This window comes from Fimbriimonas ginsengisoli Gsoil 348 (assembly GCF_000724625.1).
Lineage (GTDB): Bacteria > Armatimonadota > Fimbriimonadia > Fimbriimonadales > Fimbriimonadaceae > Fimbriimonas > Fimbriimonas ginsengisoli.
This window is the reverse complement of the sequence record NZ_CP007139.1, coordinates 4,412,326-4,436,508: the sequence shown is the minus strand read 5'-3', so window position 1 is coordinate 4,436,508 and position 24,183 is coordinate 4,412,326. Positions and strand designations below refer to the sequence as shown.

Below are 24,183 nucleotides of genomic sequence, written 5' to 3'. Positions count from 1 at the left end.
TAAGATGCCCGGTTGGAGAATTGCACTGTGGGCGGTCCTTGTTTTGACCGCCCTCATTTTTCTTTATCTCGTCCGGGGGATTCTTCTTCCGTTCGTGATTGCCGGCGCCATTTGCGCTCTGATCGATCCGACGATTCAGAAGCTGCGGCGGCGAGGTTGGCCTAAATGGCTGGCGATCTGGTCGCTGGTCTTGGTATCTCTCAACGTCATTATCGCCTTGGGGGTATGGCTGACGCCGGTCGTCACGCAGCAGGTCTCCGGGTTCCGCGACCGGATCGACGAGCTCACCGTCCAGCTCACCCGTCCCAACGACAACGCCAATTTCTTCAAACGGTGGGATCCGGCGATTCAGGCCCAGCATCCGACGACACCCGACCCGTTCGACAAGCTCCTGGAGCAGAACAAGGACCTACTTGGCCGGCTCGGGCTCCCGACGACGAAGGAACGGATCTACAACGACTACATCGAGCCTCAGCGCCCGCAAGTAGGGAAGTCGATCCAGCGTTTCTTGCAAGGGTTCCTCGGCGTCGCCAGCGGGTTCGTGTCGAATGTGCTCGTCCTCTTGTTCGTCCCGTTGCTGGTGATCCTGATGCTCTCGAACATGGAGCAGTTCAAGCGCCGGGGGGTTACCTGGATTCCGCCCGCGATTCGCGCCAATACCCTGGCGATCATGCAGGACATCGGCGAAGTATTCGCCAGTTATCTGCGCGGAGTCACCATCGCGGTGGTCGGTTACATGGCATTCATGGGGATGCTGTTGACGCTGCTGGGAGCCCCATATTCGGTCCTGCTCGGCGTTCTCTTTGGCGCGCTCTATCTCGTGCCGTACCTGAATGTCGCCATTAGCGGCAGCCTTCTGTTTTTGGTAACCGGACTGAGCGGCCGGACGGGCGATCTACTGTTCTCCGCGTCGTCGCCCTGGGCATTCGGCGCGATTCTGCTCGCCATCTACGTCGTGTGCCATTTCGCCTTCGACACGCTCGTCTACCCGCGCTTCGTTGGACGGGCGGTCGGGTTGGACCCGGTGGTGAGCATGTTCGTGATCTTCAGCGGCGGCGCGCTTTTCGGTCTCGTCGGCATGATCATCGCGTTCCCGCTCGCCGGGGCGGTCAAGGTCATCCTCGATCGCCTGATTCGGATCACCTCGACCAGCCACGAAGGTCTGAAATTGCCTGCCGTCCCGCTCCGTCATCGGACTTAGTTGGGTGCCACGGGTGCAGGGGGATGTTCGTGCCCCCGTAACCCGTGTCCCAGAGCGATACGTCTCCGGGCACCAATTCCGAGCCCCACGGACACAAATCAGCCTGGATTGGAGCCGGCCCCTCGCGTTAAGCGGCGGTTACTCCATCGCCCGATGTGGCTAACAGGGAATAGTGCCTTCGTCGCCAGTCAACGCTAGTTGGACACGGGTTACGGGGCACATGCATCCCCTGCACCCGTGGCACCCTTGCTCGACCTAGCAGAGACGTTTGGCCAGATCCTCAGCCGTTACAACCAAATCCCAGTTGCCGGATTCCAAATGAGCGGTTAAGACGATGGGTTGGAGGTCGAAAACTACTGACTCCGTTCGTCCGCTGAGGGTGATTTCTAGTTCGTCTTCTTCAAACGATGCCCGTAACACGGCATCCACTGGCACCTTCCAGCGGCGGAAGCGGCCGCCGAACGAGACTTCTTCGGCGGAGACGATCAGGGTGCCGACGGTTTCGTCGGACAGGCGGGTAGCCTGCCCGCGCCAGGCGGTGTCGACGTTGTCGAACGATAGGTCGCCGTTCCGGTACGCCTCACGCAACATCGGGACGAGCAACTTTTCTAGTTCGCCTTGGCGGTCGATGGTGGGGACTTTCTGGCCGATTCGATGCCAGTCCTCCAAGGTTCTCGGTTCGCCCAAATGGCGACTGAGCTCTCTTCGCTGAGACCGCACCAACCGGTAGTACTCGCCGTCTCGGTCGAATTCGGTTGGGCACTCCTCGCAGTACAGGCCGGGGGAGCCGCTCGACTTGCCGACGCCGAGCCAGCGAACGTCATCGAGCTGCAGTGCCCGGCCGGTGTAGCGAGAGCCAAAGTCGAACGGGTCGGTGGCGGCATCGAGAAGGGTCAGGCGATCGTCTTCCAGCCAATAGTCGGCATGGCATAGATCGCAGGAGGCGTTGCCGGCGCCGGGAGATAGTCCGGCCGCCAGCCGGGTCCACTCCTCGGCATAGTAAGCCGGACCAGCGCCGAACCGCTGCCATCGGCCGTCCACGAGTAGATCGAATTGGGCGTCGCAGGTTGAACATGCACGCACCTTTGCCCCCCGTCCGCAGCGGGCACGCCACTCCTCGAACGTCGCGGATTCCTCACCAAGCCGCATCGTCCCATCGACGACTTCGAAGTGAGCGCCGCACCCGGCACAATCGGCGATACGGTCCCGAGCCAATACCGACCGTCGCCTTTGAATCAACCGGCCCTTGGCGCAGACCGGGCAAATCGAAAGCGGTCCGGAGTTTTCCAGGGTCTCCATCGAACCCGCGCGGCAAATCGGGCATTTCCGTTCGTCCAGCTCGCGGCGGCGGACCGTCCCCTCCCGGCAAACCGGGCACGCCCCTCGCCGTAATGGGCGAGCCTCCACTAGTACCCCCGAGCAGGCGGGGCAGGCGCGTCGCTCGAACCGGAACCGGCGGGCCGCCGCCAACTCGCGGTCGATGCTTTCCAGATCGGTCGGCTTCGGTGGCGGTTCCTGGTCGGCGTGAAACATTTGCCTGACCTCGTCCACGGATGCGGGCCGGTCGGCGGGACGGACCTCGAGGCAAGCTTGAATAGCGTTCGCAAAGACTGGGTCGATCTCACGTCGCAGGACAGCGATCGGAGTCAGGTCAACTCCGGCGAGACGGTCGTTGGCCGTCGCAGGGGGACGGCCCGCCAGCGCGTGGTAGATAGTGGCGCTTAGCCCGTAGAGGTCGGTATAGGGGCCTCGGGCGGCCTTCTCCGACAATTGCTCGGGTGGGGCATAACCCGGCGTATGCATGACCGTGTGCGTGAGCGCGTTTTCGGCCACCCATTCGCGTGCCGCTCCGAAGTCGATCAGAAGCACCTCGCCCTCGCGGCCGAGCAAGATGTTCGACGGCTTGATGTCGCGGTGCAACACGCCGGCCGCGTGCACGCGCTCCAACACGTCAAGAAGCGAGAAAAAGACCTCCCTCGCGTCATCTTCCGAAAGCGGGCCAGCCTGACGGAGACGATCCTCCAACGTCTGGGCTCCCGGCAGAAAGCCGGTGACGTAGTAGGCGGTTCCGTTCTCGGAGAAGGTCGCTCGCAAAGACGGGACGCCCGGGTGGTGGAGCTTCCGCAGAACTTCCGCCTCTTGCAGGAACCGGTGCCGCAAGATGTGGCCGGGAGTCGCGGCACGGTCGAGATCGAGCACCCCCTCGCGGTCTCGCCGCACGCCTTGCGGGGCGAGCTCCTTCACCACCGCAAGATCGGATCTGGCGACGTCGCGGGCAAGGTAGGCGATTCCGAAGCCGCCCCGGCCGAGGACGCGTTGAATTTCGAAGCGGTCGGCCAATACCCGGCCCGCGGAGAGCGGAGGAGGATCGGGCGACATCACTTCATACTATAGCGGCAACGCGCGTAGCGCTTCGCACGTCTCGAAACCTGAGATGCTTTCCATCATCGTCCTCCTCGCCGCTGTCCCCGTTCGGTACGCCTTCACACCAGCACTCCGGGCATCTTATGGCGTCGAGGTCCGGTTCGACGGCTACCTGCCGGTTCTAGGGGGCAAAGAAGGGAAGATCGGCGTAGACCTGGGGGTCGCCGTAGAGGGTCTCAACCCAACCGACGATGGAAAGCCACGGGTAGCCAGCGAAATCCGAGAGTTTAAGATGACGCTGAACGGAGCGCCGACCTCCTTTACGGCCAAGAACGTCGCCCTTTTCTTTCCTCGCACCACGGTGGATCTCACTCCCGAGGGGAAGATGCTGAAAACGGACGCGCCGAATAGGAAGCTGCCGGTTCGACTTCCCGGTCTCGACGCCAAACGGTTTCCGGACATTACCTACCTGCCGATCGAGTTCCCAGCGACGGGAATTGAGGAAGGGAAGCCGTTTAAGTTTCGCAAGCCGCTCGGGGACACCGAAATGGAGTTCGAAGCCACGCCGACCAAGATCGCGGACGACAAGATCACGCTGGCGGTCAAGCTGAGCCAGACCTACGTGACCTACGAAGACCAGAGCGGGAATCCAGTGGACGAAGCGTCCGCGTCGGTACGGGTTGGCACGGAGGTGACGGGAGAGGGAACGGCGGCGTTCGACCGGAAGCGAGGGCTATTCAAAGAGGTCGACATCGTCTCCGATGCTCTCGCCCATGCGGTGGACCTCGCGAGTAAGAAGCAGAGCGACCGGAAGCTTCGCACCACCCTAAAGATCGTCCTCAAGTAGAAGTTAAGAGAACCGCGATGGTCTCGATGCCGGTCTTGAACATTGCAAATGGTTCCTGCCCTGCTTTCTATCTTGTTCGGATTCTTTCGCGGTTCGGATCCGGTGCCCGTAGCCGCCGAGCCGCTCCCGCACGCGTGGGAGGCGAGTGAGTCGCCGCTACCACTCATACCGAAGCCTAAGCACGCCTCCCTCGACTTTGGCAAGCCGGTCGAGGTAACCAACCTTTTCATCTTTCCGGTCGGCCGGGTCCGCTACTGGGATCTCTTCAAGGAGACGGTTGCTCGCCGGTTCGTCGTCACGCCGCCGGCAAAGGGGGCAAAGCCGCTTTCCGTCGATGGCGGCGTCAGCAAACTGACGATGCGGCCGGGCGGCTACACGATCAAGATTTCGGGCAAACGGGTGTCCGTTCTGGGAGAAGAAGACGAGGGGTTACGGAACGGCATGTACCGGCTGGGACGGCTCGTCTTCGCAAAAGGGGGAAAGCTGTGGCTGCCTACAGGCTCCATGGAGGATGAGCCGAGCGTCGATTTCCGGGGGGTGCAATTGTTCGTCGGTCCGGAGGCGCGTCACTTTCAGCGGCGGCTGTGGGACCGGGTTCTGCTCCCGCTTGGCCTGAATAACGTTGTCTTGCAGTGTGAACGCACGGCTTGGGCGAGCACCCCGATCGGTGCCTCGATGGAGCCGATGGCGAAGGAAGAGCTTGCCGGACTCTTCAACGACTATCGGAAGCGGGGAATCGAGCCGATCCCGCTGATCCAGAGCTTTGGCCACATGGAGTGGTTCTTTGCCGGCGGCAAGCGACTCGACCTTGCCGTAAACCAAAGCGAACCATACACCATCGACCCGCGAAAGCCCGGCACGAAAGTGGCACTCAACGCCCTATGGGACGAGGCGATCGCGCTGCTACAACCTAAGAGCGTCCATTTCGGCTGCGACGAGGTGGATATGAACGGAATGAAGCCGCACGACCCTGCCCTGACGACCCGGCTCTGGCAGGCGCAGCTACCGATGCTTGGAGAGATTGCGAAACGACATGGCGTGAAAATGATGATTTGGGGGGACGAGGCGCTGGCTCCCGGCGAAGCGCCCGATGCGACCAGTGGCGACGACAAGGAGAACGCCCGGCTGAGGCGGGCGGCGATCCCGAGCGGCACGATCATCGCCGATTGGCACTACAAGGCCGATCCGGGGCCAGAACTTTTCTATCCCACGCTGCAGCTTTGGAGACGGGAGGGTTTCACGCCGATCGCCTCGACGTGGTATCTCCCGGACAACGTCCGCGCCTTCAGTCTTGCCGCTACCTTTGAGCACGCCGGGACCCTTCAGACGACCTGGGCGGGCTACAGCAGCAGTGAGGCAGCCATGGTGCAAAACCCCGAGCAGTTCGCGGCTTTCGTCTTGAGCGCGGATTACGCGTGGAGCGGGCGCGACGAGCTGCCGGCCGACTTGGGCTACGACCCGGCGGCAATTTTCCGGGAAATGTACTACGGCGCACCGGCTCCCGTTAAGGGGGTCTCCGGCGCCTCCCTCACTTGGGATCACGACACCCAAGTTGCCCAGGTCGGTCCGTTCCGCTTCCGGGTCGGCACGCCTTTGACGTCGGCAACCGACAACGTCCTTTTGCTGAATAAGCCAGCGACGGTCCATCGGGCGCTCTTCGCAATCGATTGCCTAACGGTTGGAAAGGAGGGGGAACCGGTCGCAGAAATTTTACTGACCCTTTCCAATGGCAAACGGGTCACCAAAACTCTGAAGTACGGAGTAGACGTCCGAGCCTCCGGCGATCGTCGAATGCTTCCAGGGTCGGAGCGTTCGGGAGGTCGCTCGGCTGTAAGCTTGGGACTGCCGGAATCGTTTAAACTCATGTCGATAACGATTCGGCCGTTAACGTCGCAAGTCGAGGCGCATGTTCGGGGAATTACCCTGTTGTGAACCATGGATTTGTCGAGAGAAGCAAATAAAACGGGACTATTGGCCCATCGCTTCGTTAGATTGATGAACGCGGGACCGCTTCAAACGTTAGCGCGCATAAGAACCGGATAAATTAATCGATCCTCCGGAATGAGCAAATAAATGACAGGCGTACTGCTGGGTGCCTTTTGCGAACGAGGTGGCGACAATTCGTCGCGATGCCTCGAGCTTTGGGCATATCCCGACACCAGCCTTAACCTAGTCGTTAATCGGTTCAGCCGCGACAGCGAGGAGGAGTATTCGTTTCCGTGTGCTCCTCACAATCTGGTGAACGTGTTACGCAATCGATCGTTTCGGACCGAGACCGACGAAGGATCGGTTCTCGTCGAGCGGCACGAAGGGAACGTGACGGCCGAGTTTCTCTCGTCGAACGGAGACGACGGTTGGAGCCACTCGGTGCCGGTGGAACCGTTCGTGAGCGCCTTGGCTCAGGTGGTGCCGGAAGCCGAGCAGATGGAAGAAGTCCGGCCTTCCTCGCGATAAAAGCAAAGAGCGCCCGTTCCGGTTTTACGGAACGGGCGCTCTTTTGTGTAGTAAGGGGTCTTACTTGATCTGGACGGTACCGCCAGCTTCGGCGACGGCAGCCTTGATCTTCTCGGCATCGTCCTTGCTGATGCCCTGCTTGATCGGCTTGGGGGCGCCATCGACGAGGTCCTTGGCTTCCTTGAGGCCGAGGCCCGTGAGCTCTCGGACGACCTTGATGACCTGGAGCTTCTGACCGCCGGCCTCGGTGAGGATGGCGTCGAACTCGGTCTGCTCTTCCTCAACGGCGGCCGCGCCGCCACCGGCGGGAGCCATGCCGGCGAACATCGCCGGGTTGAAGGAAGGAGCGGCGGCGGTGACGCCGAACTTGTCTTCGAGGGCCTTCTTCAGCTCAGACAGCTCGAGGGCGGTCATTCCACTGATCTGGTCGACTAGGGTTTCAACTGCGGTGGGCATGATTATGCGTTCTCCGTGGATTCGGTTTCGGCCGGGGTTTCCGGCTCAGCGGGCGCTTCTGGCGCAGCTTCAGCCTCCGGCGCGGATTCGGCTTCCGGCTCGGCGGGGTCGGGCGAGGCGGAAGCCTCGGGGGAATTCGAGTCGCCAGCAGCGGGCTGGGCACCCTCGCCGACCTTGTCGGCGACCGCGCCAATGACGCGGATGGGGTCGGCGTAAAGCGCCTCGATCGTACCGACGAGGGTAGTCAGCGGCGCGGCGATCGCTCCGATAACCTGTGCGATGAGCACATCTCGTGGCGGAAGTTCGGAGAGAGTCTCCACTTCCTTGGTCGTAAGCGCCCTACCGCCGAAGAATCCGCCTTTGACGACGAGCTTGCGGCTGGTCCTCGCATAGTCGAGGAGCGCCTTTGCGACGTCCGGCTCATTTTCGAACACGAACGCGAATGCGGTCGTGCCGTTGTGAAGATCGGCGGGCAATTTGGCGGCGTCCTCGCCGGCGGCGATGCGGAAGAGAGTGTTCTTGACCACATGCAGCTCTCCGCCCTTCTTTCGAAGGTCGGCGCGAAGCTGCTGGATCTCCTTCACTTTCAGACCGCGATAGTCTGTGAAGACCACGCCGCTGGCCTTGGAGTACCACTCCTTGGTTTGCTCTATCGTGCGTGATTTTTCTGCGGTTGGCATGGTGTTGACACCTGCCCCCAAAAACAATCGGGACCTCCGCCCAGGTCGAAGTGGCGGAGGTCCCGGCACGCTGGCATCCCGGCGCGTATAAATCCGTTTCCAGTTTTCGCCCCCTCGGCTGGCCGACCTTTCGGTCGTTATGGCGGATGCCACCGGCTGTCTTCAGAGTCGGGGAGAGTATGGCATATTTTTCTTGGGCGCTGGGCGTTGGGCCAGCGTTTCGCTTTCAGAACAAAGGTTCGTAGCGTTTAACGCCCAACGCCTTAGCGCCCAACGCCTTCCCCTTAAAACTTCCCGCTTAGGACCAACCGGAGGGAGCCGAAGCCGATGGCGTCGGTTCGCAGTCCTTCCGCCACACCGCCGGGGCGGTAGATCTGGAAGCTGCTGAGGCCGGTGAACCGGCCGCTTTCGAGCGGCATGCCACTTGGGAAGAGGGAGCCGTCCAGTTCGATTCGTATCGCCTTGGACGTCTGGTATCCCAGCGCGGCGTACAGAACCGGCTTAAATTGGCCGTTTACGGTTTCTACTGTGTCCGTGTACCACTGCCCGGCGATCTCGCCCTGGAGGCGAAGGTCCAGATTCGGTTTCAGGGACAAGTCTTTTCCGACGCCGAGGGTGAAGATCCGGGCATCGCCGGTTCCGGCCCCCTTGATGGAGCTAAACCCAAGCTGCGTTTGGAGGCCATTACCAAATCCGTAATCGACGGCAAAGCGATTGTTCCGGGTGGCGCCGAAGGTTGCCGACGCCGAGTTGGTGACCGCCACGGCAGTTTCGGGCTTCACGGTTTCGAATTCCAACGCAATCGAACTGCGGTCGAATTCGTTCGGCGGACGCACCACCCACTTGGCGCCGTAAGAGTTGGCGTTGACTCGGAAACGGCTCGTGGAGCTTCGACCCTTCACGAGATAGCTCTGGCGAGAAACCCAGAACGAGATTCGCTCGTCGACCGCGGCTCCAACCACGATCTCGCTCATCTCTAACTTGCGGCCCTTATAAGAAGAGAAATACTCCGAGACGGATGCGAAAGCGCCGCGCGCGACGGGCCGAGCGTCGATTGCCATCGGACTTGTCCACCGAATGCCTTCTGTCGGCAGGTAGAAATCGGAGCCTCCTTGACGCCGCGACTCGGAAGCTAACCCGAGAGTCGCGAAAGAGGCAATAGCGAGCACCGCAACGGTGGAAAGGGAGAATTTCATGATGATGGACAGACGCAAGGTCGCAACGATCATACACCATCGACCTTCCTGACAAAAAAGAATCGGGACCCCAACGGGGCCCCGATTGCGTTCCGCCATCTAAACCTATTGGCTTAGAGGTGGGTGAACTCAACGACCTGCACGCCCTGAGACGGGATGTGCGACTGCGTGTCGTTCTGAATGTCGGTGAACGTTGCCGTGTTGCCAACAAGCGCGACCGTCTTGTTAAGCGTGCCGTTCAAGTGGGTGATGTGCAGGTTGGCCGTTCCCGAAGCGAACGCCGGGTAGAACGTCGCGGTGATCGAGTTCGTCCAGTTGTTCGAACCGTTCGCCGGAATCTGACCCTTTAGCTTTCTCGGCAGCGAGATGTGGTGACCGTCGGATCGGAAATGGAACACGAACGCCTGAACGTCGAGGCGGTTAGCGCCTTGTCGAACGACGAATGGCCCGTCGAGCCGAACATTGTAGGTACCGGCCGGCAGAACCACGGCAGGCCGAATTCTGCCCTTGACGACCCGGACCCCTTTCCAAAAATGGCCGTTTATCGTAATGTCGCCCGCATTTCGATCGGCTCCGCCCTCAAGACCCTCCAGAAGGGTCGTGTCGCTGGGAATGATCGCCACCGACTCTCCAGCGGCGATGGACACTCCGGGGGGCACCGCCGCCTGAATCGGAGCGGTCTCGCCCGCCGGCGTCAACTCGACAAGGCCGCCGTCGTCGGAACTGGGCACCGCGTTCGGGCTTGTTCCTTCCTGGCTCTCGATGCCACCGTCGACGGTGACCGTATTGTTCGTTGGTGTGGACGGAATTCCGCCTGTGTTACCACCACAGCCAGCCAGTCCAGCCGTAACAACGCTGGCGAGTAATAGACCGCCGATCTTCTTTCTCCAAACACTCATCGCAATTCCTCCCAACCTTTTGCCCCGGGTCTTCTTTAGCCCTAACCGGAGCAACCTAATATACCAAATGGAAGCTAGCACTCTTAGCAGTTACTGCTAGATAAGGCGTTCACTTTGCGAACATCCTAACATGATCTGAACCGGGATCGCTACATCCGAGGGATTGGAGGTCGATTTCCATAGCGAGTTAGGCCGTTCGGCCTGCGTCTTATGGTCGCACCGAAACGGTCGAGAACGATGAATGTCCGAACGCGCCGTGCTTTAAGCCTTGCACGCGACCGCTTACTAGTTCGGCATCCCTTAAGAAAAGAAGCGGCACGATGGGAGCATCCGCCAGTGCAGCCGTCTCGGCGGCGCGGTACCGTTCGAGCCGCGCCGGTCCGAGAGGCATTCGGTCGGCGGCGTCGAGCATCTGGTCCACTCGAGGGTTCGAGTAGGAAGATCCGTTGGCGGAACTTCCGGTGCGGAGGAGCATCGAGGCGAAGTCGTCCGGGTCCGGATAGTCCCCCACCCAGGCGGTAAAGAAGCAGGGAAGACGGCGAGCCAGATTCGCTTCGCGAAGCGCCGGAGCGGGGATTCCGCGCCCCGTCGCCTCGATCCCCAGCTCCTTACGCCACATGGTTACGATCGCCTCGACGGCGGGATTCTCACGTTGCGTGTCTTGGTAGGCGATTTGAATAGGAGGAAACCGTTTCCCTCCGGGATATCCGGCTTCCGCTAGCAGACGCCTGGCGGCTGCAGGGTCGGCTGGTGGTACGTCGGCTTCTTCATGCCCGGGCACTCCAGGAGGGATAAGGGTGGCGGCGGGGATTGGAACTCCGCCTGAGATATCGGTAGCGATCCGCTTTCGGTCGATGCATAACGCCAAGGCGCGGCGGACCCGCGGATCCTTGAGAACCGGTTCGGAGATGGCGTTGAACTGAAGATAAGAGACATCCGCACGCGGTGTGACGACGAGCGCCTTGGCAAGGCTTGGTTCTCGGCGGACGCCGGGCACGTCACCGGATGGCACCGAAGTTAGATCGACTTCACCCGTTCTAAATAAGTTGAGCCGCGTGCCGGAATCGGGAACGAACCGGATCGAAAGGTGGGAGAGTTTGGGAGTGCCTCCCCAGTAGGCGAGGTTTGCCTTCATCTCCAACCCGGTCGTAGTACGGCTCACCGGGATGAAGGGACCGGTGCCGATCATCTGCGCCGCATCTCGGATCTCGGGGGATCCAGCCGGTACGATGGCGCAAACCGGATAAGCGAGGCGGCTCAGGAAGGATGGTCTCGGCTCGCGCAGCTTAATTTCTACAGTTAGAGGGTCGACCGCTCGTAAACCGGCAAGGTGACGAGCGGCGCCTTTCACCACTTCGTCGACGCCGACGATATCTTTGAGATAGTCCGGAGCGAGGGGGGATCGCATCTCCGGGAGGCAGGCCCGTTCGTAGCTTCCTACGACGTCGGCGGAGGTAAACGGTCGGCCATCCCCAAACCGGACTCTGGGGTGGAGGTGAAAGAGATACGTCCTCCCGTCGTCGCTAATTTCCCATCGGTCGGCGAGGGCGGGCACGACTTGGCCCCGCTCGTCGATCGCAAGCAACCCCTCGTACACTTGGCGAAGCACATCGAAGGCGCGGCCCTCGGTCGCGGTGGCCGGATCGAGGGTGGTCAGCTCGAAGGGGATGGCCCACGTCAGAGTGTCGGCCGGTGACCCGGACTTTGCCGAAAACTTTGGGCCGCATGCGGTTGCGGCCAGGCAAAGTCCGAAACAGATGAACCGACGGGCTGCCACTCTCCCCTACTTGGGCAACGGTAGGCCGAACGCCTGCAGCCAGCTTCGCAGCTTTTGAACGCGGTTCGGGGTGCTGAGATCGACACTGAACGGGCGGCCGCGGGCGTCGATGATGATGCCGACGGTTCCCCCTTCCAGGCGAGCAGTTCGGGCTTTGCCCTTGCCCTCGCCGACGTCGAAGTTCTTGGTCGGGGTGATCGTCACGTTCTTGAACTCGCCGACTCCGCACGGGATCACCTTGAGATCCCCTACGTTCGCGGTTTCATTGATCCCGTCGCCGGTGATCGTTACCATCGGCTCGCCTTCCTTGCCGGCTCCGACCGGGGCTACGCAGTGGCCGCATTTGACGATGCAGTCGCGCTCGAAGACCTGCTTGGCCGCCTCGTACAGGTGCTCGCTAAGCACGCCGAGGTGGGGCATCATGAAGATGCTGTCGACGGTCAGCATCGTTACGCCTTCGGGCTGGTAGGCATCCATCATCATCAGCGCCGACTGAGCGCGCCGCGGAGCGTGCGAGAGAACGCCTCCGGAGCCAATGACCATGTCGAGCTCCATCATCTTGACAAGCGTCTGACCGCTCGCCTGCTGGTCGAAGATCTGGCCGACGTCGCGTTGCTGAGCCGAGCCGGTGAGGCCGCGGGCAAGCGACTTATGGTGCTCGAACGCGAGGCGGAGCGCCTCGCGAGAGACAGCGTGCTCGATAAGCAGATCCTCGTAGGTCTGCGGAATCGTCGTCGGGCGGATCATCTTGTTCCGCAGACGGTTTCGCACTTCCGCGGGGTCGATCTCGAATGGCAGCCACCGGGCGATGTTCTCGACTCCGGCCTCCTTGAGGACGTTGCAGATCGAGTACGACATCCCGAGGTTCGCCGAGACGGTGCGGTTATAGATCCGCTCACCGGTGGGGGCGAGGAAGACGGAGAAGACGTCGGTGGTGGCGCCGCCGATGTCGACGCCGAGAACGTTGATCTTCTCGTTCTCCGCGTACTCCTTGAGGAGCTTCCCGACGGCGTTGGGGGTGGCCATGACCTCCTCGCTCGTCCATTCCAGCAACTTGGAGTAGCCGGGGGCTTGCTGCATGACGTGCTCGAGGAACATCTCGTGGATTTCCTCGCGCGCCGGCCCGAGGTTCTCCCGGTCGAGCGTGGGGCGGAGATTTGCGACCACTTGTAGCTGGATTGACTCGCCGAGCACCTTGCCGACATCCTCGGCGGCGTCCTTGTTACCCGCGTAGATGATCGGAAGCTTCATGTCGCCGAATCGAGGCTTAGGGTCGGCGCGCCGGACGACTTCCGCCATTTCGATAAGGTGAGCCTTGGTTCCGCCGTCGGTGCCGCCGGACATGAGGATGATGTCCGGGCGGAGCTGCCGAAGCCGCTCGACTTTTTGGTAGTCGCGACGGCCGTCGTCGACCGAGAGGGTGTCCATCAGGATGGCGCCGGCGCCGAGCGCGGCCCGCTCGGCCGATTCGGCCGACATCGCCTTAACGACCCCGGCGACCATCATCTGCAGGCCGCCTCCGGCGGAAGAGGTGGAGACATATAGATCCGAGCTGTCCAGCGGTCCGCCAACATTGCTCGTGTCCCGATTCCCCTGCTTTAGCTGTCGCCACACGCGACCATCACGCAGAAGAACTCGACGGCCCGCGCTGAATCCCGCGGGGACCGTCGTCTCGGTGATTTCCTCGAGCTCGGTGATCGAGTTCATGACGCCGAGGGTCACGTCTTCGAACGGACGCTCGACGGTCGTCGGTGCTTCTCCGCGGGCAACCAGGCGGTACTCGCCAGTCGTATCGTTTCGCTCGATCAGGATCGCTTTGGTGGTGGTCGAGCCGCAGTCGGTGGCGACGATGCGGCGGATGTCGTTGGACATGGCTCGAATTATAGCCGTGGACGTGCCGGAGGGACCGTGGGCCGGTAATTGCTATTTCGCGCTCCGTACCTGTGCAAGAAGCCGCTAATGCGACACTATCGACAAACGTCATGAGGCACTTTCAAGCCCGGTTTACATTGCTGTTCGCGGTCCAGTGCCTGCTCATCGGCTGTGGAGGGCTCGAGCCGTGCGGGGGCGCCGACTCCGGCACATCCAACGCGACATATGTAGGCGACTATAACGGCGCCTTTACGATCACGTCGGTGGGCGCTCCCGGGAAGAACCTAACGTTCGACCTGTCGGTGGATATATTGGGCAAGGTGTCCGGAACGGTGACCGAAGCCTCGACGGCTCGTAGCGCGGCGGTCAGCGGAACGGTGATCGACTGGTCTCATCCTTGCGGAACGGACGCAACGGTCCTCGAGGCAAACTTTCAATTCACTGGGGAAGGGAACCGAACTCTTTCCGGCACGCACAGGAGAGGGAAGCCCCTAACCGACCCGCTGAGTTCGAGCTACCGGCTGCTGGGTCCCGACAACGCGCAGTTTCTCGGTAACGGCAACCTCGTACTGACCAAGAAGTGAGAGCGGACCGGGCCGAGTAACCTATAAGGGTGCCGAACGACGTTACGTTCGAGGAAATAGTCGCTGCGCGCGAGCGAATCGCCAGCGGCGTTCTGAAAACCCCGTGTTCGGAATCGCCGCTGCTCTCCGAATTGTGTGGGTGCCGGGTGTTTCCGAAGCTGGAGTATCTGCAGCGCACCGGCTCGTTCAAGGAACGCGGGGCCCGGAACGCGCTGTTACTCCTGTCGGAAGAACAGCGCCGTAAGGGGGTTACCGCAGCATCGGCGGGGAACCACGCCCTGGCGCTCGCCTATCACGGCCGGGATTTGGGCATTCCGGTGACCGTCGTGATGCCGGTGTTCGCTCCGCTCGTGAAGCAGATGCGGGCGGCTTCATTTGGAGCCAGGGTCTTGCTTCACGGCTCTAATATCGGCGAGGCGAAGGTGCGGGCGGACGAGCTCGTCGTCGACGAGGGCCTAACCTACATCCACGGCTTCGACGGCGCCGATGTGATCGCCGGGCAGGGAACGCTTGGCCTCGAGATCTTGGAACAGGTCTCCGACGTCGATGCGATCGTTGTGCCCATCGGGGGCGGGGGACTTATCGCCGGGCTTGGTCTGGCGGTGAAGACTCTCCGGCCGGATACGGAAATCATCGGCGTTGAACCGGAGAATGCGGCCTCGTACAAGGCGGCCCTGGAAGTGGGCCATCCGATCCTGACGCACATGGAGCCGACCCTCGGCGATGGCTTGGCGGTGCCCACGGTGGGGCCGAGAGCTTTCGAGATCGCCCGGAAGGTGGTAGACCGAACCGTTACCGTCGACGAAGGCAGGATCGCCTTGGCGATCCTGCGGCTAGTCGAGCTGGAGAAAGGGGTGGTGGAAGGGGCCGGGGCGACTCCCCTCGCCGCGCTGATGTCGAGCAAACTGGCGGACCTTAAGGGGAAGAAGGTCGTGATCGTTCTCTGCGGAGGAAACATCGACCCCACGGTCCTGGGTCGGGTAATCGAGCGCGGTCTGGTGCAGGGAGGGCGGCTGGCCCAATTCCGAGCGGTGATTTCGGATCGCCCCGGGGGACTGGCGCTCCTTGCGGAGACGATCGCCGATACCGGCGCGAGCGTCCAGCAAATCACCCACGAGCGCGCCTTCGCCAGCGCGGACGTCTCGAAGGTCGAGGTGACGGTAGTCGTCGAGACACGCGACAACGAGCATTTCGCCCGGCTCCGGAAAAAGCTACGAGAACGCGGGATCGTCGTCAAGTAGCCTCGCCGCCCCCGTAGCGTCGGCGCCCTCGCCGATGATTCCGGTGTACCTTCCGTACACCGGAATCGGCCGGGGCGTCCCGCGGGCCGATGCCCCCCGGCGTCGAGGACGGGGAGGCCGGTCTGGAGACCGGCGGTCCGTAGGCTTCGGACGTAGGGAGACTCCATACTTCGTAACGTGAGCCCCGCTAAGGTCCCTTTGATTCTCAGCCCGACGCCGCTTCACCGGCTCGACCGGATGTCGGAGGAGTTGGGCTTAGATCTTTGGATCAAGCGCGACGACCTGACCGGGTTCGCGTTTGGGGGGAATAAAGGGCGCAAGCTCGAATACCTTATGGCGGATGTGCTGGACCAAGACGCCGACGTGGTCGTCTCTTGCGGCTCCACGCAGTCGAACTTCATTCGGCAACTGGGGGCGGCCTGTTCGCGCTTTCACAAGGTCTGCGCGGCTGCCACGATGGCGCTGCCGTACGAAGATATTCCTCCTCCGGCGGACGCCGTGAAGGCCGAAGGCGGAAATGTGATTCTGGACCGTTTGCTCGGGATCGACTTACGCGTTCATCCGAACGGCACCTGGGAGGAGCTCTATGAGTTGGCCGAGGAACTGGCGCGGGAATACGAAGCAAGCGGAAAGCGGGTCTACCGAATTCCGATCGGCGGCTCTTCGCCTCTCGGCGCGTATGCCTTCTACCAAGCCGCGATCGAGGTTGAGAAGCAAGCGCCCGCCTTCGACCAGATCGTGTTCGCCAGCTCGAGCGGCAGCACGCATACCGGCCTCGCCTATCGACACTTTGGCAGTGCGACCGAGGTTATCGGCATCGCTTGCGACCCGGAGCCCGAGATCGCGGAAGATTTCGCCCGCCTTGCCGGCGGTGTAGATGACCTGGCTGGTCAGGGAGTCCGGCTTGCCGCCAAGGACTTCCACCTTGATTTTCGGTTCGTCGGCGCCGGTTACGGCGTGCCGAGCGAAGCCGGTGAGGCCGCTATCCGGCGATTAGCCCAGGCGGAGGGGATCTTCCTCGATCCGATCTACTCCGGAAAGGCGTTCGCAGGATTGATTCAGTTGGCCGAGGAGAAGCGGGTTGGCGGTCGAGTTCTGTTCTGGCATACCGGCGGAACTCCCGCGCTCTTTGCCTAGGGAATGAAGCCGCTCTGGATCACCTGGATCGCATTTCGCGATCGAAGCTCACCATAAAGCGCTCTTGGGGGGAGGCGAAGTGGGGGGTGGTGGCCATTCGGAAGAAGCCGAAACCAAGGAAGATGGTCAAAGCGACGCCGAATCGCCAGTTGAAGCTCGGCGTGTCGGTTTCCAACAGCAGGCCCTTGCGCCATCCGTAAAGGCAAAGGAAGGCACTGATCGTAAACGCGAGGTAGAGGAGTGGACCGAGCGGGTGGGCGGCGAATGCATGCGCGAAATCACCATGCATAAGGGCCGTCCAGCTCGTCGTCAACCCGCATCCGGGGCAGGGACGATCGAAAAGGAGGACGCTGGGACAGGGCGGCAGGCCGAGTTGTTGATGGGTGCCGTGGCCATGCTTGTCGGGGTGAAGCAGCGCGGCGATCACGGTCACCGCGGCCCATGCTCCGAACCACAGGAGCTGGCCCAGAAGACGCCGGGGATTCGACTCCGGTCTATACAGCTTCATCGAGCACCTCGGCAGGAATAACGCATTCCGGCTGAAGGAGGTTTCCTTGGACCCGTGCCACGCTAAACACGGTTCCTCCAGGCTCTAATAACCCTACGAGAAAATTGTCCGGTGGCTCGCCCATCCCGATGGTTCGCCCTTCCCGCACGTGCTGAGTCTGCCCCGAGTCGAGTTGCAGCAACGGCATCGGCGGCAGCGCCTCGTGAAGTGGCATAAGGTCGCTCGGACGCGCTTCCGCGAGATCGACGGCTTGATCAAGGGAGAACCTACCGACCCCGGTCCGGACCAAGCCGCTGAGGTAGGCCCCGCAGCCGATCGCCTCGCCAAGATCGTTGGCCAATGAGCGGATATAGGTTCCACCGGAGCAAACGATCCGAAATGTCACCTCGGCGCCGTCGAACGATAGCGGCGTGAATTCGGAGATGTGGACGGTCCGGGGCTCCCGCCGCGGCGCTTCTTGCCCGCCACGGGCGTATTTGTAGAGCGGCTTGCCATTCACCTTGACGGCGCTGAACATCGGCGGCAACTGCTGGATCAGCCCCGTGAATGCCGGCAATGCCTCGGTAATAGCGGCCGGGAGGTCCTCGGGCAGCGGTCGGCTAGGGCTTGGATCGCCCTCCGCGTCGTAGGTGTTCGTGGAGTATCCGAATCGGACAACCCCTTCGTACACCTTGGGCTCTAGCGGCAGGTATTGCAAAAATCGGGTGGCCGGACCAACCGCAACCACGAGCAATCCGGTCGCAAGCGGGTCGAGGGTACCGGCGTGGCCGACGCGGCGGGTGTGAAACCGACGGCGAATATCGTTGACGACGTCGTGCGACGTCAGCCCCGGCGGCTTTCGAACTAGCAGGATGCCAAGCAAATCTTGAGCCTCTCGACGAGTCGTGCTTCTGCTTCTTCGAGCGGCATTTCTAGCGTGCATCCCGCGGCGTTTCGATGCCCCCCGCCCCCGAAGTAGCGCGCGACCTCGGCCACGTCGAAGTCGCCTCGCGAGCGTAGCGAGCACCGGATCTTGCCTGGCTTGGGTTCCCGCATGAGGGCCGCGATCTGTACCGAAGTGACGAAGAGCATTTCATTGACGAACCCTTCGGTGTCCTCATCCTCCGCATGGGCCATCTCAAAATCGCCGGCGCTGAGTGCGCTCCACGCGATTTTGTTGTCGCATGCGAGCCGCATCACTTCCAGTGTGTGGCCGAGCAGCTTCACCGAGCTAAGCGTCTTGCTTTGGAAGACCTCTTCGCTGATCTGGGTGATACTGCCGCCGTGCTCGAGCAGGAAAGCGGATAGAGCGAGCGCCTCGGGAGTCGTGTTCCGGAATCGAAAAGAGCCTGTGTCGGTAACGATGCCGGTAAGCAGGGAAGTGGCCATTTCGGGCGAGATCACCGCTTTCAGCTCGATGAGAAGCTGGGTGAGGATTACGGCGGTGGCCGCCGCCGACGTGTCGACGATCCTCAAGTCCCCCGGCGCGGTGTGGGGAATGTGGTGATCGATCACTACAAGCCGTTTGCACCTCGCGAAATACGGCTCGGTTCGCCCCAGTCGTTCGAGCGAGTCGAGGTCGAGGACGATTCCGAGATCGTACGATTCCCTCGTCGGCTCCTGCAGCACCGACTGCACCTTGGGGAGAAAGCGGAGGTTGCGCGGCGCCGGGTGATGGCAGATCACCTCGTTCTCGACCCCGATGGAATCCAAATACATCGACATGGCGAGCGCGCTGCCGAGCGCGTCGCCGTCAGGATTCAGGTGGGTACCGATCAGCACCGACGAAGCATTCGCCAGCTCTTGCCGAAAGGCCGACGCGAGCTCGGGTGCGACGCTCACGCCATCCCCCAATGCATGGTGGAGGGTCTCAATGAATGGAGATTGTACTCGCCCGCCATCGCTGGGCGTACCGGCGCTTCCCGGCAGGGATGCCGGGGGGACACTGGAGAAGATGCCGGCAAGGATGCCGGCACTACGCGAGGCTTCCCATCGGATCCCACGGTTCCAGCTCGACGGGAGCCGCTTCGAGGGCTCGTAGCGAGTCCCCGGGAACGTGATTCTTGCTCACGACGACCTCGTAGGTGTATTCGTCGAACCAACGGTCGGTCATCTGGAAGAAACCCTTGTCTCCGGGTTCGGCGCTCCACGAGTTTTCGACCCGCCACTTCGAAGGCCTGCCCTCGTCGCTCAGATCGACGCCGGTGAAGACCATCGCGTGCGTCATGAGCGACTGGCCGTACATCAGCCGCTCGGCCTTCGACATGGCGGGCGTCGTTCCGTACACCAGGTCGAAGTCGTACAGGTCGAGGTCCATAACGCCTAGGTCCTTGTGGAGGTGCTTGCCGACGTCGCAGCCGAACCAGACGGAATCGCCGGCCTGCAACTGCTTGATCGCCGCCTGCTTGATTACATCGAGCTCCACGTTCAGATACTCGGTGGGACGGCCGCCCACGACGTTGCCCAGGAACTTGACCGTGAACGCGCGGTTGAAGTCATGCCCGGGACGAGGATCGTGGATTAGGCAGACCATCTCTGAGAGGTCGACGCCGACGTACTTTGCGTAGAACTCCTGAGGAGTAAGCGCCCCGGCGCGGTGGAAGACGCGGTCTTTATCGCGCCATTGCCACTGAAAGCGGGAAGGGGGCTCGCCGAGGTGGATGCAGAGCATCCGATACACCTCGGTCATGTAGCCCTGTTTTTGCTCGCGAAGGTCGCCTTCCGAGGCTCCGCTTCGGTGAGCGCCGCGCAACCGGCAGGCATATTCTCGAAGCTTTGTCGTCACAAAGTCGGCCATGCGGCCGGTAGACGACGAACTTTCGGTTTCCGGCATCACCGACTTGGGAACGACCCCGTACTTCTGGATCAGGTTCACGAACATGTCCCACTGCCCGCCGTCGTTCTGCGGAGCGACCATCAGCCAATCGAGCAGACGGCTCCCTTCCGGTTCATCGAGCGTAGCGAGGATGTTTTCCAGGAAGTAGTTCGCCTTCTCCAGCTTGTCCCAGAACAAGATGTAGTTCTGGCTGAACTCGAATCCGGCCTCCATGTTCATCACCTGCTGGGCCTTCGTGCGGAACGTATTCAAGGCGGCGAACATCCAGCATCTCCCGCTCGATTTTTGAGAGGTCGCGGGGTTTTCGGGAAGATGGACGCTGAACGAATGATTCACCAACGCCGCCTTCCGGCGGTTCAAAGCGACCTGGGTGACCGTCGTCGTGGTCACCGCATTCATCGCCGCGCGATAGGCGGGGTCGTTGTCGAAAGCGGATTGAAACCCGCGAAGGTCGTCCGGCGAAAGCGCTCCGGCAGACGACGAGGTCTGGACGAGATCCATACCGTTATCGTATCACTCCGCACGTCCGGAGCCTCCTCCTCGTCGATGTTTGTGCGATGAGGAGGGGGTTGGGGCTGGAGAAATCCGGCCCATAGCGTCGGTGCCCTCGCCGATGATCCGGAGTACCGAGGGGCGCCGGTCTGGAGACCAGCGGTCCGCCGGAGCTAGAGCCCCAAGCGCTTCGCTAAGTTGTGAGTCAGAAGCGCATCGGGATCGAGCTCGGATTTTAAGCGGCGGTAGCGGGAGAGGGTGTCACCGCCGAGATACGCGTCGACATCCGACGGTCGGAGGGTGCTGTCTTTGGCGAAATAGAAGCGACCGCCGGCGGCGAGGACGACGTCGTTCATCCGGTGGCAAAGGTTCTCCAGCCGTGACCAGTTCTCCCGTGTGACTTTGAAGTCGAGGGCCAGCGAGTAACCGTCGACGGCGTGGCTGAACAGGAATTTGTCCGGGCGGTGCCGTTTGAGCACGCCGAGGAACGACTCTAATCCCGCTTCCTGCTGCATGGCGACCTGACGGGCGAAGACCTCCTTCGCGTGCTCCTTCGGAACGAAGGTTTGGTACTGGATGAACCCGCCCGGTAGGTAGGCATTACGCCAATTCGGAACGTAGTCGAGCAGGAAAGAGAAGCCGACGAGGCTCTGCGGGTGGACCTTGTTGTTGCCAATCGTCTTGCTGGCAAAATCCTTGCCCCAGTTGATGAAGCGCATGCCCCAGCGGTTATTGAGGATCTTCAAGAAACGCCAAACCACCGACTTGGGTACCAACCCCATGATGGTGTCCGGAAGATCTTGATGCTCAGGACGGAACGAGGAGGAGAACTCGTGCCCATCGTCCATGTACCAGGCGGCGTGGAACTGGCCACGGCCCGATTCTGTGCCCCGTCCGAAACAGTCGACCCAGCTCACCATGTAGTCGGCATTCGGCTCGTGCCGTTCGAATTCGGCGAACTGTTCGTCCCAGTTTCGAGGCGCGGTGGCCAAGACCCGAAGGTCGCCACTGTGGATCCGCTTCATCTTGAGCTTCACTCGGACGATGACTCCAAGAAGACCCGCGCCGCTGATCACGCAATAGAAAAGATCGTCCGCCGGCGTTAGGGTGCGAAGCTCGCCGGTGGGGAACAGGACGTCCATATCGACGACCTGCTCGCCCAATGTGCCCACCCGGAAGTTGTTTTTCCCGTGGATGTTCATGGCGAGGGCGCCGGCGAGGGTCGGGTACATGGTGCCGCTCACGACCGGCGGCCAATAGCCGTCCTCGATCGTGTGCCGCCACAAACCTTCGATGGTGACGCCCCCTTCGCAGTCGATATGGCCAGTCGACGGATCCCAGGAGAGGATGCGACGCATGCGGCCGATGTCGACCACCAATGTCTCGCTGCCGATGTTGGCGTCGCCGTAGCTTCGCCCGGCCCCTCGCAAGGTGATTTGCCTCCCCGTCTCCTTCGCCAACAAAAGAATCGCTCTGATCTCGTCGACCGAAGTCGGACGGAAAAGATAGCCGTCCGCCGCCGACCGCATGCCGTATCCTGCCTGACGTGCGATCCGCTCAGACGCAAGAAGCGGCGCGTGAGCCAGTTCGACCTCGGTGGGTTCAGAAAGGGTGGCGAGACTCATATGCTCAGTTTTCGGAAGATCCCACTTGGAATACGCCGGATAATGGCGAAAGCGATTCGGTGCGTCAGTTTGATGTAGTGTTCACCGGTCCGCTGGCTCTTCTCAAGAGTAATTTCGGCCACTTTCGCCGGGTCCATCATCCCTTTCATGTGCAGGCGGGACGTCATTTCGGTGGCCGTGGGACCCGGTTTGATCGTAACCACCCGAACCCCGTGCTTGCAGAGCCGGTTTCGGAGCGCCTCCAGGTAGGTGGTCAGAGCGGCTTTGCTGGTGTTGTAGACCGGCTGTCCGGAGCGCCCCCGGTCACCCGCCACGCTGCCGATCCCCACAATGGTTCCGCTCTTTGTATTCTCGAACCGGATCGCGGCTTGGTTCAGCCATGCCATCGCGCCGAGAAGGTTCACCTCGATCATCTGGCGGTCTTTTTGGAAGTCGTATTCGTGGGCTCCAACTTCGGGCATCACACCGGCGGCGTAAACGATCAGATCGAGTCCGCCCAGCTTGCCGGTGATCTCTTGAAACAGCGCGGGGACGGCGTCGAAGTCGGTAACGTCATGCTCAACGGGGATGATCTTGCCCGGGAATTCGGACGCGAGAGCCTCCAACCGATCCCCCCGCCTAGCCACCGCCGCTACCCGGGCGCCCTCCTGGGCGAGCTGCCGAACCAACTCCGCCCCGATCCCCGAGGAAGCTCCGATAACGATGGCGAACTTGTAGTCGTGCATGTGTAGATTCGGGTGTTGGGCGTTGGGCGTTTTAGTGTGCGGCTTTACCTTGTTTGATGGGACGGATGGGTCCCATGGGTCCGATGAGTCTCATATGTCCCATTCGTCCCATCAAGCCACAATCCACAAGCTACAGTCCACATCCCCTCAACGCCCTCACTGCTCCAAAATCGGTAGTCTGAGTCCGCTCATAGCCAGGACGGCGGAGATGACGAAGAGGATGACGCAAGCGATGATGTGGCGGTCCTTGAAGAGTACATCGGCAGGTTCGCCCCCTTCGTCTATGGTGAAGATCAGCAAGATGTAGCGTGTGATCCCATAAAAGACGAAGATCGAGGTGAGGATCAACGCCGGGTATTTGTGGGCGGTTTGGCTTTGGAGGGTGTAGATGCCGTAACACATAGCGGCGCCCGCCGCGAACATGATGACGATCGCATCGAGAGCGGCCCGGTTGTAGTGGACAAGGCTTTCTCGGCTGCTGGATCGGTCTTCGCCTTGCAAGATAAATTCGTTGCGGCGCTTGGCGAAGCCGAGCATGAGGGCGAGCGCGCCCGTGCAGAAGAGGAGCCATCCCGAAATGAGGACCTTGATCGCGGCCGCCCCCAAGACTGCCCTAAGCACAAATCCGACCGCGATCGTGAAAACATCGGCGATCGGCGTGTGCTTGAGTCGCCAATTGTACAGGACCTGCATCCCCAAGTAAACGATCGCGATGACGATCGGACCCTTGCCGAGACCGAACGCGACAAGAACCCCCGCAAAGAGCAGTCCGGTTCCTAGCGCCACCCCCGATTCTTTCGACAGAGCGCCGGAGGCTAAGGGGCGAAACCTTTTCTTGGGATGCATCCGGTCGCGTTTGATGTCGATGAGGTCGTTAAACACATAGGTGCACGAGCTCAGCATCGACATCGCGAAAAACGCGGCAACCGAGCGGAGAATCAGATCCGGGTGGTGGTAACCCGCGGTGAACAGGAGCGCTGCGAAGACCAGGAGGTTTTTCGCCCACTGCTTCGGACGGATCAGCTTGACAACGCTCTTGATCAACGCCACGCCCGAAGAGCGCGGGGCCATCGGCGGCTCTTCGTGGGCGGATGGCTCGGGCGTTAACACTGACATTGGTTCGTTCCGGCCCGATTATACGAACACGCGAGTCGCGGGAGCCGTTCGCACAAGAGCGGTTTATCCCGCTTAAACGGATAAGGTGGCTGAAACCTGTCCCCAACCTCGAAGAGATTGCGCCCCCTAGCGAAGGGTTGCGAGGCACGAGCTCCTGGTGTACGGCGCACCGCATTCCTACCCCAAAAAGGGGT

The 24,183-nt window shown here is 61.5% G+C and carries 21 protein-coding genes; 7 read left to right on the top strand and 14 right to left on the bottom strand.

From position 1 onward, the window contains the following. The first annotated feature begins 4 nt into the window (after positions 1-4). Positions 5-1,201, top strand: a complete 1,197-nt coding sequence (locus OP10G_RS19920; RefSeq protein ID WP_084179548.1) for an AI-2E family transporter — start codon at positions 5-7, stop codon at positions 1,199-1,201. Between the two features lie 255 nt (positions 1,202-1,456). Here the strand turns inward: OP10G_RS19920 and OP10G_RS25155 are convergent, their stop codons facing one another. Continuing rightward, positions 1,457-3,580 (bottom strand): serine/threonine protein kinase, encoded by a 2,124-nt coding sequence (locus tag OP10G_RS25155; protein ID WP_025228674.1) that lies wholly within the window; start codon positions 3,578-3,580, stop codon positions 1,457-1,459. Positions 3,581-3,635: 55 nt separating this feature from the next. Between OP10G_RS25155 and OP10G_RS19910 the strand changes: the two genes are divergently transcribed. The 3 genes from OP10G_RS19910 to OP10G_RS27525 all read left to right on the top strand — a co-directional run bounded on the left by OP10G_RS19910 (position 3,636) and on the right by OP10G_RS27525 (position 6,866). Continuing rightward, complete coding sequence (locus tag OP10G_RS19910) at positions 3,636-4,412, top strand: hypothetical protein (protein ID WP_025228675.1); 777 nt, start codon at positions 3,636-3,638, stop codon at positions 4,410-4,412. 48 nt (positions 4,413-4,460) lie between these two features. Then, on the top strand, positions 4,461-6,344 hold the full coding sequence (locus OP10G_RS19905; RefSeq protein WP_025228676.1) for a hypothetical protein: 1,884 nt from the start codon (positions 4,461-4,463) through the stop codon (positions 6,342-6,344). Positions 6,345-6,656: 312 nt separating this feature from the next. Beyond that, entirely contained in the window at positions 6,657-6,866 is a 210-nt protein-coding gene (locus tag OP10G_RS27525; RefSeq protein ID WP_144241271.1) for a hypothetical protein, read from the top strand. Positions 6,867-6,926: 60 nt separating this feature from the next. On the opposite strand, the gene rplL is transcribed toward OP10G_RS27525, so the two are convergent. The 6 genes from rplL to OP10G_RS19870 form a co-directional block, all read right to left on the bottom strand. After that, positions 6,927-7,325 (bottom strand): 50S ribosomal protein L7/L12, encoded by a 399-nt coding sequence (gene rplL / locus OP10G_RS19895; RefSeq protein WP_420810113.1) that lies wholly within the window; start codon positions 7,323-7,325, stop codon positions 6,927-6,929. Next, a complete protein-coding gene (gene rplJ, locus OP10G_RS19890; RefSeq protein WP_025228679.1) occupies positions 7,325-8,002 on the bottom strand; it encodes a 50S ribosomal protein L10 in 678 nt (225 codons plus the stop codon). Before rplJ ends, rplL begins: the two co-directional genes overlap by 1 nt. A 284-nt stretch (positions 8,003-8,286) precedes the next feature. After that, positions 8,287-9,198 carry a hypothetical protein gene (locus OP10G_RS19885; protein WP_227624982.1) on the bottom strand — a complete coding sequence of 304 codons (912 nt, stop codon included), beginning with the start codon at positions 9,196-9,198 and terminating at the stop codon, positions 8,287-8,289. A 113-nt stretch (positions 9,199-9,311) separates the two neighbouring features. Beyond that, a complete protein-coding gene (locus OP10G_RS19880) occupies positions 9,312-10,097 on the bottom strand; it encodes a hypothetical protein (RefSeq protein WP_025228681.1) in 786 nt (261 codons plus the stop codon). A gap of 208 nt (positions 10,098-10,305) precedes the next feature. Continuing rightward, complete coding sequence (locus tag OP10G_RS19875; protein WP_025228682.1) at positions 10,306-11,874, bottom strand: ABC transporter substrate-binding protein; 1,569 nt, start codon at positions 11,872-11,874, stop codon at positions 10,306-10,308. Positions 11,875-11,880: 6 nt separating this feature from the next. Continuing rightward, positions 11,881-13,746, bottom strand: coding sequence for a glutamate mutase L (locus OP10G_RS19870; RefSeq protein ID WP_025228683.1), 1,866 nt, complete (start codon positions 13,744-13,746; stop codon positions 11,881-11,883). Positions 13,747-13,856: 110 nt separating this feature from the next. Between OP10G_RS19870 and OP10G_RS19865 the strand changes: the two genes are divergently transcribed. The 3 genes from OP10G_RS19865 to OP10G_RS19855 all read left to right on the top strand — a co-directional run bounded on the left by OP10G_RS19865 (position 13,857) and on the right by OP10G_RS19855 (position 16,708). Next, the gene (locus OP10G_RS19865; protein ID WP_025228684.1) at positions 13,857-14,330 is read left to right on the top strand and encodes a hypothetical protein; all 474 of its coding nucleotides are present in this window, start codon (positions 13,857-13,859) and stop codon (positions 14,328-14,330) included. 29 nt (positions 14,331-14,359) lie between these two features. Beyond that, positions 14,360-15,571 carry a threonine ammonia-lyase gene (ilvA, locus tag OP10G_RS19860; protein ID WP_025228685.1) on the top strand — a complete coding sequence of 404 codons (1,212 nt, stop codon included), beginning with the start codon at positions 14,360-14,362 and terminating at the stop codon, positions 15,569-15,571. A 177-nt stretch (positions 15,572-15,748) separates the two neighbouring features. Continuing rightward, complete coding sequence (locus tag OP10G_RS19855) at positions 15,749-16,708, top strand: 1-aminocyclopropane-1-carboxylate deaminase/D-cysteine desulfhydrase (RefSeq protein ID WP_144241270.1); 960 nt, start codon at positions 15,749-15,751, stop codon at positions 16,706-16,708. Positions 16,709-16,727: 19 nt separating this feature from the next. Here OP10G_RS19855 and OP10G_RS25150 read toward each other — a convergent pair whose 3' ends face one another. The 7 genes from OP10G_RS25150 to OP10G_RS19820 all read right to left on the bottom strand — a co-directional run bounded on the left by OP10G_RS25150 (position 16,728) and on the right by OP10G_RS19820 (position 23,983). Then, entirely contained in the window at positions 16,728-17,216 is a 489-nt protein-coding gene (locus OP10G_RS25150) for a DUF2752 domain-containing protein (RefSeq protein ID WP_025228687.1), read from the bottom strand. Further along, positions 17,203-18,078 carry a tRNA pseudouridine(55) synthase TruB gene (truB, locus tag OP10G_RS19845; protein WP_025228688.1) on the bottom strand — a complete coding sequence of 292 codons (876 nt, stop codon included), beginning with the start codon at positions 18,076-18,078 and terminating at the stop codon, positions 17,203-17,205. The genes OP10G_RS25150 and truB overlap by 14 nt, the downstream gene beginning before the upstream one ends. Then, entirely contained in the window at positions 18,060-19,037 is a 978-nt protein-coding gene (locus OP10G_RS25145) for a DHH family phosphoesterase (RefSeq protein ID WP_052547859.1), read from the bottom strand. Before OP10G_RS25145 ends, truB begins: the two co-directional genes overlap by 19 nt. Positions 19,038-19,170: 133 nt before the next feature. Further along, on the bottom strand, positions 19,171-20,532 hold the full coding sequence (locus OP10G_RS19835; protein WP_025228690.1) for a C1 family peptidase: 1,362 nt from the start codon (positions 20,530-20,532) through the stop codon (positions 19,171-19,173). Positions 20,533-20,696: 164 nt separating this feature from the next. After that, positions 20,697-22,148, bottom strand: coding sequence for an FAD-binding oxidoreductase (locus OP10G_RS19830; RefSeq protein ID WP_025228691.1), 1,452 nt, complete (start codon positions 22,146-22,148; stop codon positions 20,697-20,699). After that, the gene (locus OP10G_RS19825) at positions 22,145-22,873 is read right to left on the bottom strand and encodes an SDR family NAD(P)-dependent oxidoreductase (RefSeq protein ID WP_025228692.1); all 729 of its coding nucleotides are present in this window, start codon (positions 22,871-22,873) and stop codon (positions 22,145-22,147) included. The genes OP10G_RS19830 and OP10G_RS19825 overlap by 4 nt, the downstream gene beginning before the upstream one ends. Positions 22,874-23,029: 156 nt before the next feature. Next, the gene (locus OP10G_RS19820; protein ID WP_025228693.1) at positions 23,030-23,983 is read right to left on the bottom strand and encodes a UbiA prenyltransferase family protein; all 954 of its coding nucleotides are present in this window, start codon (positions 23,981-23,983) and stop codon (positions 23,030-23,032) included. Between the last annotated feature and the right edge of the window lie 200 nt (positions 23,984-24,183).